The organism is Streptomyces sp. NPDC006655, assembly GCF_040703965.1.
Taxonomy (GTDB): domain Bacteria; phylum Actinomycetota; class Actinomycetes; order Streptomycetales; family Streptomycetaceae; genus Streptomyces.
Window position 1 is genome coordinate 15206 of sequence record NZ_JBEYJU010000063.1, and the last position, 11404, is coordinate 26609.

Annotated in this window: 12 protein-coding genes and 1 tRNA gene; 9 read left to right on the forward strand and 4 right to left on the reverse strand. The window is 72.4% G+C overall.

The features are described from left to right. Positions 1-222: 222 nt before the first annotated feature. The 8 genes from tdh (at position 223) to AB0958_RS30055 (ending at position 6471) form a co-directional block, all read left to right on the forward strand. Positions 223-1251: an L-threonine 3-dehydrogenase gene (gene tdh / locus AB0958_RS30020; RefSeq protein WP_366893610.1), complete on the forward strand. Its 1029-nt coding sequence runs from the start codon at positions 223-225 to the stop codon at positions 1249-1251. 19 nt (positions 1252-1270) lie between these two features. After that, positions 1271-2464, forward strand: coding sequence for a glycine C-acetyltransferase (locus AB0958_RS30025; RefSeq protein WP_366893611.1), 1194 nt, complete (start codon positions 1271-1273; stop codon positions 2462-2464). Between the two features lie 277 nt (positions 2465-2741). Further along, entirely contained in the window at positions 2742-3644 is a 903-nt protein-coding gene (locus tag AB0958_RS30030) for a LysR family transcriptional regulator (RefSeq protein WP_366893612.1), read from the forward strand. Between the two features lie 46 nt (positions 3645-3690). Then, entirely contained in the window at positions 3691-4284 is a 594-nt protein-coding gene (locus AB0958_RS30035) for a helix-turn-helix domain-containing protein (RefSeq protein ID WP_366893613.1), read from the forward strand. After that, on the forward strand, positions 4281-4811 hold the full coding sequence (locus tag AB0958_RS30040) for a GNAT family N-acetyltransferase (protein ID WP_366893615.1): 531 nt from the start codon (positions 4281-4283) through the stop codon (positions 4809-4811). The genes AB0958_RS30035 and AB0958_RS30040 overlap by 4 nt, the downstream gene beginning before the upstream one ends. A gap of 30 nt (positions 4812-4841) precedes the next feature. Beyond that, on the forward strand, positions 4842-5201 hold the full coding sequence (locus AB0958_RS30045) for an MmcQ/YjbR family DNA-binding protein (RefSeq protein WP_366893616.1): 360 nt from the start codon (positions 4842-4844) through the stop codon (positions 5199-5201). Positions 5202-5309: 108 nt separating this feature from the next. Beyond that, positions 5310-5383, forward strand: a tRNA-Pro gene (locus AB0958_RS30050). Between the two features lie 179 nt (positions 5384-5562). Continuing rightward, positions 5563-6471, forward strand: a complete 909-nt coding sequence (locus AB0958_RS30055; protein WP_366893617.1) for a TIGR01777 family oxidoreductase — start codon at positions 5563-5565, stop codon at positions 6469-6471. Between the two features lie 169 nt (positions 6472-6640). Here the strand turns inward: AB0958_RS30055 and AB0958_RS30060 are convergent, their stop codons facing one another. Together AB0958_RS30060 and AB0958_RS30065 are read right to left on the reverse strand one after the other, a co-directional pair. Then, a complete protein-coding gene (locus AB0958_RS30060; protein WP_366893618.1) occupies positions 6641-8038 on the reverse strand; it encodes a glutamate decarboxylase in 1398 nt (465 codons plus the stop codon). A gap of 171 nt (positions 8039-8209) precedes the next feature. After that, positions 8210-8851, reverse strand: a complete 642-nt coding sequence (locus AB0958_RS30065; protein WP_366893633.1) for a DedA family protein — start codon at positions 8849-8851, stop codon at positions 8210-8212. A gap of 366 nt (positions 8852-9217) precedes the next feature. Between AB0958_RS30065 and AB0958_RS30070 the strand changes: the two genes are divergently transcribed. Next, complete coding sequence (locus AB0958_RS30070) at positions 9218-9532, forward strand: WhiB family transcriptional regulator (protein WP_366893619.1); 315 nt, start codon at positions 9218-9220, stop codon at positions 9530-9532. A gap of 104 nt (positions 9533-9636) precedes the next feature. Here AB0958_RS30070 and AB0958_RS30075 read toward each other — a convergent pair whose 3' ends face one another. Continuing rightward, positions 9637-10461 carry an alpha/beta fold hydrolase gene (locus AB0958_RS30075; RefSeq protein WP_366893620.1) on the reverse strand — a complete coding sequence of 275 codons (825 nt, stop codon included), beginning with the start codon at positions 10459-10461 and terminating at the stop codon, positions 9637-9639. 58 nt (positions 10462-10519) lie between these two features. Further along, positions 10520-11392: a TauD/TfdA family dioxygenase gene (locus tag AB0958_RS30080; RefSeq protein WP_366893621.1), complete on the reverse strand. Its 873-nt coding sequence runs from the start codon at positions 11390-11392 to the stop codon at positions 10520-10522. Positions 11393-11404: the final 12 nt, after the last annotated feature.

Below are 11404 nucleotides of genomic sequence, written 5' to 3' on the forward strand. Positions count from 1 at the left end.
GGCCCGGTACCCCGGCCACCACCACGTCTCCCGTCTCGAAGAGGCAGGCTCCGGCGGGGGGTTCGCAGGGCGTGAAGCGCAGCTGTGGCGGCGCTTAAGAAAACCTCGATGGACCCCGGCGCCCGGGTGCGGCAGATTTCTGTGCGATACCACCCCCCATGCCCGGTCGCGGGCCGCTTCGGCGTGCTCGCGACCGGCACCTCACGCACAGGAGCCGTAGCGTTGAAGGCGCTGGTCAAGGAGAAGGCGGAGCCCGGGCTGTGGCTCGCGGACGTGCCGGAGCCCGCGGTCGGACCGGGCGACGTACTGATCAGGGTGCTGCGGACCGGAATCTGCGGCACCGACCTGCACATCAAGGCCTGGGACGGCTGGGCGCAGCAGGCCGTCACCACCCCGCTGGTGGTCGGGCACGAGTTCGTCGGCGAGGTGGTGGCCACCGGACGCGACGTCGTGGACATCAAGGCCGGTGACCGGGTCAGCGGCGAGGGCCACCTGGTGTGCGGCAAGTGCCGCAACTGCCAGGCCGGCCGGCGTCATCTGTGCCGGGCCACGGTCGGCCTCGGCGTCGGCCGCGACGGCGCGTTCGCCGAGTACGTCGCGCTGCCCGCCGGCAACGTCTGGGTGCACCGGGTCCCGGTCGACCTCGACGTGGCTGCGATCTTCGACCCGTTCGGCAACGCCGTGCACACCGCGCTCTCCTTCCCGCTGGTCGGCGAGGACGTCCTGATCACCGGCGCCGGACCGATCGGCCTGATGGCGGCGGCGGTGGCCCGGCACGCGGGCGCCCGGCACGTCATGATCACCGACGTCAGCGAGGAGCGCCTCGACCTGGCCCGCAAGATCGGCGTGAGCCTGGCGCTGAACGTGGCGCAGGCCTCGATCGCCGACGGACAGCGGGAACTGGGCCTGCGTGAGGGCTTCGACATCGGCCTGGAGATGTCCGGCCGGCCCGAGGCGATGCGGGACATGATCGCCAACATGACGCACGGCGGCCGGATCGCGGTGCTCGGTCTGCCCACCCAGGAGTTCCCCGTCGACTGGGCCCGGATCGTCACCTCGATGATCACCATCAAGGGCATCTACGGCCGGGAGATGTTCGAGACCTGGTACGCGATGTCCGTCCTGCTGGAGGGCGGTCTCGACCTCGCCCCCGTGATCACCGGCCGCTACGGCCACCGCGACTTCGAGGCCGCCTTCGCCGACGCGGCGAGCGGCCGCGGCGGCAAGGTCATCCTCGACTGGACCGCGTAATCTTTTAGGAGCTTCTGCCATGTTCGACTCCGTGCGCGACGACCTGCGCGACACCCTCGACGAGATCCGCGCCGCCGGGCTGCACAAGCCCGAGCGCGTGATCGGCACCCCGCAGTCCGCGACCGTCGCCGTGACCGCGGGGGGCCGCCCGGGCGAGGTCCTCAACTTCTGCGCCAACAACTACCTCGGCCTCGCCGACCACCCCGAGGTGATCGCCGCCGCCCACGAGGCACTGGACCGCTGGGGCTACGGCATGGCCTCGGTCCGCTTCATCTGCGGCACCCAGGAGGTCCACAAGGAGCTGGAGGCGCGGCTGTCGGCGTTCCTCGGCCAGGAGGACACGATCCTCTACTCCTCCTGCTTCGACGCCAACGGGGGCGTCTTCGAGACGCTGCTCGGCGAGGAGGACGCGGTGATCTCCGACGCCCTCAACCACGCCTCGATCATCGACGGCATCCGGCTCTCCAAGGCCCGCCGCCTGCGCTACGCCAACCGCGATCTCGACGACCTGGAAAGGCAGTTGAAGGAGGCGGCCGGGGCGCGGCGGAGGCTCGTCGTCACCGACGGGGTGTTCTCCATGGACGGCTATGTGGCGCCGCTGCGCGAGATCTGCGACCTGGCCGACCGGTACGACGCGATGGTCATGGTCGACGACTCGCACGCCGTCGGCTTCGTCGGCCCGTCCGGCCGGGGCACCCCCGAGCTGCACGGCGTGATGGACCGCGTCGACATCGTCACCGGCACCCTCGGCAAGGCCCTCGGCGGCGCCTCCGGCGGCTATGTGGCGGCCCGCGCCGAGATCGTCGCCCTGCTGCGGCAGCGCTCCCGCCCCTACCTCTTCTCCAACACCCTCGCCCCGGTGATCGCCGCGGCCTCGCTCAAGGTCCTCGACCTGCTGGAGTCCGCCGACGACCTGCGGGTGCGCCTCGCCGAGAACACCGAGCTGTTCCGCCGCCGGATGACCGAGGAGGGCTTCGACGTCCTCCCCGGCGACCACGCCATCGCCCCCGTCATGATCGGCGACGCGGCCGAGGCCGGACGGATGGCCGAGCTGCTGCTCGACCGGGGCGTGTACGTGATCGGCTTCTCGTACCCGGTGGTCCCGCAGGGCAAGGCCCGGATCCGCGTCCAGCTGTCCGCGGCCCACTCGACGGCCGACGTCGACCGCGCGGTGGACGCCTTCGTGGCGGCCCGCACGGAACTGACGAGCTGAGCACGGCGCCCGGCGAGCCAGCACCGAGCCCGGTCGGTTGGCCGGGCCCGGTGTCTGGTGTTCGGTGCCTGCGGTCTGCTGTCTGCTGTCTACGGTCCGGTGTCCGAAGCCCGGTGACGACGCGGTGTTCGGCGTCCGGGGCCGGCGGCCCCGTGTCTGCGCTTCGGATGCCGCGGCACGGTGTCGGCGGCCCCCTGCCCCCGTCGGCGGGCCGGTGCTCGCGGCCCGCTGCCCCCTCCGTAGTCCGTGGGCGTGGACATATTGCAATAATCGGCCCGTGATCGAAGCGCGGCGGCTCCACATCCTTCGTGCGGTGGCGGACCACCGCACCGTGACGGCGGCTGCCGCCGCGCTCTTCCTGACCCCGTCTGCCGTCTCCCAGCAGCTGGCGGCCCTGGAGCAGGAGACCGGCCACCGCCTGGTCGAGCGCAGCGCCAAGGGGGTACGGCTCACCCCGGCCGGCGAGATCCTGCTCGGCCACACCAACGTCGTCCTCGCCCAGCTGGAGCGGGCGGAGGCCGAACTGGCCGCGTACAGCTCGGGCGAGGCCGGTACGGTCACCGTCGCCGCCTTCGCGACGGGTATCGCCCAGGTGGTCGCCCCGGCCGTGGCCCACCTCGCCCGTACCGCCCCCGGCATCCGCATCCGGGTCCAGGACGCCGAGGGCGACGCCAGCCTCCCGATGGTCCTGGACCGGCAGGTCGACGTCGCGGTGGCCGTCGAGTACCGGGGCGCCCCGCCCGCCGACGACCCCCGGCTCAGCCACGTACCCCTGTACGCCGAGCCCTTCGACGCCGTCGTCCCGCTCCGCCACCGCCTCGCCGAACTCCCCGAGGTCTCCCTCGCGGAACTGGCGAAGGACGTCTGGATCGGCCCGTACCCCGGTAACCCCTGCCATGACGTGGTCGTCCTGGCCTGCGAGAACGCCGGCTTCCAGCCCCGCCTCGAACACTCCTCGGACGACTTCCGCGCCGTGGTCGCCCTGGCCTCGGCCGACGCGGGCGTGGCCCTCGTACCCCGCTCCGCGCTCCGCGGCATGGACCTGACCGGTGTGGTCGTGCGCCCCGTCGACGGGGACGCCCCCACCCGCCGGGTGTTCGCGGCCGTACGGCGTGGCGCCGAGGGGCATCCGCTGATCCGTCCGGTGCTGGAGGCGCTGGGCGAGGCGGCGCGGCCGTGAGGCGTCCGTAACGCGTGTGTTTCATATGTGGGATAGCGTCCCGAACGTGAAACGCGACGATGTGATCGCCCCCGCTCCGCCCAGTACCGGTCTCGACGTCCGCCTCGGGGCTCGTCTCGCCGAGCTGCGTGCCGAACAGGGATGGTCCCTGGGGGAGTTGGCGGAACGCAGCGGGTTGAGCAAATCGACCCTCTCCCGTGCCGAGCGGGCCGAGACCAGCCCCACCGCGGCCCTCCTCAACCGGCTCTGCGGCGTCTACGGCCGGACCATGTCCCAGCTGCTCAGTGAGGTCGAGGCGGAACCCGCGCCGGTGCTGCGCGCGGCCGAACAGCGGGTGTGGGAGGACCGCGCCTCCGGTTTCGTGCGGCGTTCCGTGTCGCCGCCGCACGACGGGCTGCGCGGCGAACTCGTCGAGGGCCGGCTCGCCAAGGGCGCGGACATCTCCTACGACCGCCCGCCGGTCCCCGGCCTGGAGCAGCACCTCTGGGTACTCGACGGAACGCTCGCCGTGACCGCGGAGGGCACCGAGCACCTCCTCGACACGGGTGACTGCCTACGGCTGCGGGTATGGGGGCCGACGCGGTTCCGGTGCGCCGGACCGGGGGAGACGCGGTACGTCCTGGCGGTGGTGCGGCCATGACCGTACTGCGCCTCGGGGCGGACCAACTGAGGCGGCGTGCGGCCGAGTTGGCCGACCTGCTGGCCGACACGGTGAACGCAGGCGCGTCCGTCGGCTTCCTCGCGCCGTTCACACGCGAGCATGCCCTCGACTGGTGGCGGGGGAGGGCGGACGCCGTGGCGGCCGGGCGACTCGCCGTGTGGGCGGCGCTGGACGGCGCCGGCCGGGCCGTCGGTACGGTCGGCCTGGTCTTCCCCGAGAAGCCCAACAGCCGGCACCGCGCCGAACTGGTGAAGCTGATGGTCCACCGCGAGGCCCGCGGGCAGGGCCTCGGGCGCGGGCTGCTCGCCGTCGCCGAGGAGGCCGCCGCGGCCGACGGGATCACCCTGCTCCATCTGGACACCGAGACGGACAGTCCCGCCGAACACCTCTACCGTGCGGCGGGCTGGACCCGCGCCGGGATCATCCCGGACTACGCGCTCGACCCCTACGGGACACTGCGCCCGACCACCCTCTACTTCAAGCGCGTGGCCGCTCCCGCCCGATGACTGTCAGTGGCGGGGGCTACGGTTCGTCCCATGCCGGAAGCCGAAGACGTACGCCGTGTCGCCCTGTCCCTGCCGGACACCGCGGAGAAGACCGCCTGGAACATGCCCACGTTCCGGGTGGCCGGGAAGATGTTCGCCACGCTCCCGGAGGACGAGACCTCGATCGCGGTGCGCTGCCCCAAGGAGGAGCGCGACGAACTGGTGCTCGCCGAGCCGGACAAGTTCTGGATCGCCGACCACGAGGCGATGTTCGCCTGGGTCCGGGTCCGGCTGGCCGCGCTGGAGGACGAGGCCGAGCTGCGTGACATCCTGGCCGACTCCTGGAGGCAGGCGGCCCCGCCGCGACTCCTGGAGGCGTATCCGGAGTTGGGGCTGCCGGACGAGGCCTGACCGTACGCCGCCGCTCCGCGGGCGGAAAAGCCGGGTACGACCACCAAGCCGAGTGCGGTATTGTTTCCTTGCGCGTTTCGACCGGGGAAACCCCAGGTCAAACGGCACCGGGACGTGGCGCAGCTTGGTAGCGCACTTGACTGGGGGTCAAGGGGTCGCAGGTTCAAATCCTGTCGTCCCGACTTGCGAGAAGCAGGTCACAGGGCATGTCGGAGGTATCCGGCATGCCCTTTCGGTTGTGCTCTGTCGGCGCTCTTGCCCCCTCCGCGTGGCTGGGCGCTTACCTCGTGCCGACAGCGGGGCGGCGTAGGCTGACGAGCGAGAGTTTGAACTCTCAAACATTCGCTCATCGGAGAACGTCATGCGCGTCGCGATCACCGGATCCACCGGACTCATCGGTTCCGCCCTCACCCGTTCCCTCCTCGCCGACGGCCACCGCGTGCTGCGTCTCACCCGCGGTCGGACCGGGCCCCGGCCCGCCGACGGCACCGAGAGCGCACCCTGGGAGCCCGGCAGGCGGCTGGACCCGGCCGTCCTGGACGGGGTCGACGCCGTGGTGCACCTGGCCGGCGCGGGGGTCGGCGACCGGCGCTGGACCGCGGCGTACAAGCAGGAGATCCGGCTCAGCCGCCTCGCCGGGACGCGGACCGTCGCCGAGGCGTGCGCCGAGGCCGCCCGGCCGCCCCGGGTCCTGGTCTCGGCCTCCGCCACCGGGTACTACGGAGACACCGGCGACCGGGTCGTCACCGAGTCCGACCCGGCCGGGGGCGACTTCCTGGCCGGGGTCTGCGTGGGCTGGGAGTCCGCCGCCGCGCCCGCCGCGGGAGCCGGCGTCCGGGTCGTGCACCCGCGGACCGGTCTCGTGGTCTCCGCCGACGGCGGCGCCTGGGGCAGGCTGTTCCCGCTCTTCCGGTTCGGACTCGGCGGCCGCCTCGGCTCCGGCGATCAGTTCTGGCCGTTCATCTCGCTGCCCGACCACATCGCGGCGCTGCGGTACGCGATCGACCACGACGACATCTCCGGACCCCTCAACCTCACCGCCCCCGCACCGCTGACGAACCGTGAGATCACCCGGGCGATGGGCCGGATCCTGCACCGGCCCACCCTCGCCGCCGTCCCCGCCTTCGCCCTGAGGGCCGTCCTCGGTGAGTTCTCGGAAGGCATCACCGGCAGCTGCCGCGCGGTCCCGGACGGTCTGCTGAAAGCGGGCTTCGCCTTCCGGTACCCCGCCATCGACGACGCGCTGCGCACGGCCCTCCAGCAGGGCTAGGTCCTGTCGTCACATTCCCGTCGTCGCCCGGAGGGCGGCTCTGCGGCGTCAGGTGCGTGCTCTGGGGGTCCCCCCGGCCGGAGGCTGGGGGAGCGTGCATGGCGTCGCGGGGCAGGCGGGAATTTGACGACAGGGCCTAGCTAGGGCCCTGGCCGCCGGCCTTGGCGGGTCAGGCCGGGGTGAGGGGCTGGACGAGGGAGGCCGGGGTGGGCCGGGCCGGGTGGAGCTGCCTGGTGACCTCCGTCAGGTCGGCGATGAACATGCCCGCGAGTTCGGCGGTGAACCCGGTACGGACGACCAGTCGCAGGACGGTGACGTCCTGGCAGGGGGCGGGGAAGGCGTAGGCGGGCAGGTGCCAGCCGCGGGCGCGCATGGCGTGGGAGACGTCGAAGACCGTGAAGCCCTCCGTGCCGGGCGCCAACCGGAAGGCGAACGCCGGGAGTTCGGAGCCGTCGGTGATCAACTCGTAGGGAGCCATGGAGCGGATGCGGGTGGCGAGCGCACGGGCCGTCGTCCGGCTCTGGGTCGCCAGCTTCCGCAGCCCTTCGAAGCCGTAGCGCAGGAAGCTGTAGTACTGCGCGACGACGTGTGCCCCCGGACGGGAGAAGTTGAGGGTGAAACTGGGGGAGCGGCCGCCCAGGTAGTCGACCTCGAACACCAGGTCGTCGGGGAGGGCGTCGGTGTCCCGCCACAGGGCCCAGCCGAGGCCCGGGAAGACATGCCCGTACTTGTGTCCCGAGGTGTTGATGGAGGCGACGCGTTCGAGCTGGAAGTCCCACATCAGACCCGGGTCGAGGAAGGGGGCCACCATCGCACCGGACGCGCCGTCCACGTGCACGGGGATGTCGGTGCCGGTGGCGGCCTGGTAGCCGTCCAGGGCCATGCAGATGTCGGCGACGGGTTCGTAGGAACCGTCGAAGGTGGACCCGAGGACGGTGACCACGCCGATGGTGTTGTCGTCGCAGTACGCGGTGAGGGCGTCGGGCGTGAGGTGGTAGCGGCCGTGTTCCATCGGGACGTAACGCGGCTCGACCTCGAAGTAGTTGGCGAACTTCTTCCAGCACACCTGGACGTTCGCGCCCATCACCAGGTTCGGGCGCGCGGTGTCCTTGCCCTGGGCGCGGCGGCGCGCCTGCCAGCGGCGCTTGAGCGCGAGGCCGCCGAGCATGGCGGCCTCGCTGGAGCCGGTGGTGGAGCAGCCGCGGACCTGCTCCGGACGCGGCGCGTGCCAGAGCCGGGCGAGCATCCGCACGCAGCGCTCCTCCATCGCGGTGATCTGCGGGTACTCGGCGCGGTCCGCGAGGTTCTTCTCCGCGGTCTCCGCCATCAACTGCCGTGCCTGCGGCTCCATCCAGGTCGTCACGAAGGTGGCGAGGTTGAGCCGGGCGTTGCCGTCGAGCATCAGCTCGTCGCGGACCCGCCGCAGGACCAGGTCGGGCGACGCCGCCGACTCGGGCAGCTCGTCGACGGGTGACAGGAGGTCGGCGGCGGAAGCGGTCAGGGTGTCGAACTCGGTCGCGGGCAGGACGTCGGTATTCGGGAGGACGTCGGTATTCGGGATGGGCATGCGTGCCTCGGTGCTTTCTGGTCCGTGTGGGCCCCCGTGCACTCCGACGCTAGATCGCCGCGCGGTCCGACATGTCTGCCGATTACACCGATCCAGCGATCGATTTGCGCACTGATGAACTGAATTTTCCCTCACGCATACTGGCCTTTGCCGTGGCCGACCGCCGTCGCCTCACCGGGGACCCTGACCCGTCCGACCCCGGCGCGCCCGGCGGGCCTCCACCAGCAGGGGCACCACGGAGAGCACGACGATCACACCGACCAGCGGCAGCAGCCAGTCGTCGATGTGGGAGACCGAGGAACCCAGGGCGTACCCGGCGAGGACGAAGCTCTGGGACCAGACCACGCCGCCGACGCTCTGCCAGAGGGTGAACGGCCGCACCGGCACCCCGAGCGCCCCGGCCGCCGGATGCAGCACGGAGCGCAGCATCGGCACGAAACGGCCGATCACCAGCGCCTTGCCGTAGCCGTAGCGGGCCAGCAGCCGTTCCGCCCGGGCGGCGCCCTCGCGCACCCGCGTCCGGGAGGTCCGGGCCAGCAACGGCCGACCGCCGTGCCGTCCGATCAGATAGCCGACCTGTCCGCCCGCCACCGCGCCCACGGCCGCGCACACCAGCACCTGCCACAGCTCGAGCCGCGGTGGCCGGTCCGCGGTCGCCGCGCACAGCACACCCGCCGGGAACAGCAGCGTGTCGCCGGGCAGGAAGAACCCGACGACCAGCAGCGCCGACTCGGCGAAGATCACCGCCAGCACGCCCAGCGCCCCGAAGGCAGCGAGCAGCGAGGCACTGTCCGTCGGATTGACGGCAATCACCACGCTCGCCTCCACCCTGTTCGCCGACCGCCTTCCCCAAGTGCCCCGTGACAACCTCCGGGACACTCTTTCACCACCACGTCCCGTGCCGGCCGCCCCGCCCCGGAGCGGGCAGGGACCGCCAGTCGTGCCACGTCGTACCGCCTGGCCCGGTGACGGCGACGGAATGAATCGACCGCCCCGGGGCACTCGACCGGCGAGGCCGCCGAGTGCGACGTAGCGCCTTGTCGGCTGCTGTCAATGGAGCCGTCACCCGATCGGATTGCTGTCGGACGGAGAATCCTGGGGTCGGGGCAGGAGGCGTACGGTCGCTGGATCGCCCCGGCCGACGTGGCGGGTGGCATGGGAACGGGAGGGGACGGCACCATGGCGGTCAGTGCTGGCGAGGAGTGGCAGGCGCGGGCGAAGTGCCGTACCGCCGACCCCGAGGAGTTGTTCGTCGAAGGGGCTGCCCAGAACCGGGCGAAGGCTGTCTGCGCAGGGTGCCCGGTGCGCACCGAGTGCCTCGCCTACGCCCTCGACCACCGCGTGGAGCACGGTGTCTGGGGCGGGATGACCGAGCGTGAGAGACGCGGTCTCCTGCGGCGCCGGCCGACGGTGACCTCCTGGCGGCTCCTCCTCGAGGCCGCGCGTACCGAGCACGAGCGCCCTGCCGCCCACCTCCGGAAGCAGGCCTGCTGAGCTCGCCCGACCGCCGCACGCGCCCGCCGTGTCCACCACGCTCCTGGGCGAAGGCGGGGCCGTACCGTCAGGGGGTGGAAGCCGCCCCGGTCCCCCGGCCGCGGTCACCGAGTCCCTCGCGGTGGGGGTGACTCGGCGTGCCGGCCCGGTGGGCCCTCGTCGCCCTCACCGTCGGCGGCCGGCCGCCGCACTCCCGGGACTCCCGGGACTCCCGGGACGCGTGACGGGCCACGGGCGGGACGGGTGCCGTCCGTCAGGAACGCCGCGACCACCTCGACGAACGCCTCCGGCGCCGCACGGTGGATCAGGTGTCCCACCGGAACGGTCACCAGTCGCCCACCGGGGACGCGGCGGGCGAGTTCGGCGACGCCCTCCTGGGGGACATGGCTGTCCGGGCCGCCGGCGAGCACGAGGGTCGCGGCGGTGATCCGGCCGAGCCGGTCCAGCCACCTGGGGTCGGGCACGTCGATCTGCCGTCTGACGGCCGGCACCGCCTCCCAGTCGAAGGCGAGGACTCCGTCCGGCCTCGCCGGGGTGCTCGGGCGCCGGGGACGGGGGGCCGGCACATCCTCCAGGACGAGCCGGCTCACCCGCCGCGGATCGTCCTGCGCGAGCAGGTACGCCACGACCCCGCCCATGGAGTGCCCGATCAGCTCGACCGGCCGCAGTGCCAGCGCGTCCAGGAAACCGACCACGTCGGCCGCCATGAGTTCCAGCGAGTAGTCACCCGGCCAGTCGCTGCGGCCGTGGCCGCGCAGATCGAGGGCGTACACCCGGCGGCTTCGGGCGAGGGCGGGCACGACCGCCTCCCAGTCGGTGGCGTCCTCACCCAGCGCGTGCAGCAGGACGAGCGGCGGAGCCGCGGCGGGACCCGACACCCGGCAAGCCAGCCGAACCCCACCGACGTCGACCGAGCGCTGCTCAACCATCCCCGGAGGATACGCGCCCGGCCGCGGTCACAGGGCGCGCTCCACGCGAGGGCACGCATCAGCCCTTGACGGGACCGCCGTTGATGGCGACGCGCTGGCCGTAGCGGGCGTACGGGTAGTAGTCGTACGTCGCATGGTGCTGGACGCAGCGGTTGTCCCAGAAGACCAGGGTGCCCGGGGTCCAGCGGACGCGGCAGTGCAGCACCGGCCTGCGGGCGACGACGTCGAAGAGCAGGTCCAGCAGGGCCCGGCTCTCGTCGGCGGAGAGCTGCGGGATCCGGCTGGTGTAGGCCTTGTTGACGTACAGGAGTCGGCGGTCGGTCTCGGGGTGCCGGGCGACGAGCGGGTGCTCGCTCTTGGGGATGACGTAGTCCGCGGGCGGTGTGTACCCGGCCAGCGCCTGCGCGCCGTCGTGGATCGCGGTCAGCGGCTCCAGCAGGCCGCGCATGGCCGGTGACAGCATCTCGTAGGCGAGGTGCATGTTGGCGAAGAGGGTGTCCCCGCCGCACCCCGGTTCCGGTGTCTCGGTGATGTAGAGCATCGACCCGAGTGACGGTTCGGCGTCGGCGGTGCCGTCCGCGTGCCAGCCGTTGCCCGCCACGTCCGCCGCGGCCGAGGTGGTGCGGATCTCCAGGATGTGGGGATCGCCCTCGGGCGGCGGCGGGTTGACGGGGCGCAGCTCACCGAAGGCGGCGGCGAAGCGCTTGTGCTGCTCCGCGGTGATCGTCTGGTCGCGGAAGACGAGGACGTGGTGGTCGCGGAAGGCGGTCCGGATCTCCTCCAGTTGCTCCGCCGGGATCTCCCGTGACAGGTCGACGCCCGAGACCTCGGCCCCCAGCACGGGGGTGATCCGCTCGACGGTCAGCGTGCGGTAGGGGTGCACGGGACGCGTGGTCACCGCTTCCAGGGCTTCGCGTTCGTATGACTCCATGGCAACCTCCAG

What these genes read in the sequence shown, in the direction of transcription:
- AB0958_RS30070 (WP_366893619.1), top strand. Translation starts at nt 9,218, where the DNA reads ATGGCGGTCAGTGCTGGCGAGGAGTGGCAGGCGCGGGCGAAGTGCCGT.
- AB0958_RS30040 (WP_366893615.1), top strand. Translation starts at nt 4,281, where the DNA reads ATGACCGTACTGCGCCTCGGGGCGGACCAACTGAGGCGGCGTGCGGCC.
- AB0958_RS30075 (WP_366893620.1), bottom strand. Translation starts at nt 10,461, where the DNA reads ATGGTTGAGCAGCGCTCGGTCGACGTCGGTGGGGTTCGGCTGGCTTGC.
- AB0958_RS30080 (WP_366893621.1), bottom strand. Translation starts at nt 11,392, where the DNA reads ATGGAGTCATACGAACGCGAAGCCCTGGAAGCGGTGACCACGCGTCCC.
- AB0958_RS30025 (WP_366893611.1), top strand. Translation starts at nt 1,271, where the DNA reads ATGTTCGACTCCGTGCGCGACGACCTGCGCGACACCCTCGACGAGATC.
- AB0958_RS30060 (WP_366893618.1), bottom strand. Translation starts at nt 8,038, where the DNA reads ATGCCCATCCCGAATACCGACGTCCTCCCGAATACCGACGTCCTGCCC.
- AB0958_RS30045 (WP_366893616.1), top strand. Translation starts at nt 4,842, where the DNA reads ATGCCGGAAGCCGAAGACGTACGCCGTGTCGCCCTGTCCCTGCCGGAC.
- AB0958_RS30055 (WP_366893617.1), top strand. Translation starts at nt 5,563, where the DNA reads ATGCGCGTCGCGATCACCGGATCCACCGGACTCATCGGTTCCGCCCTC.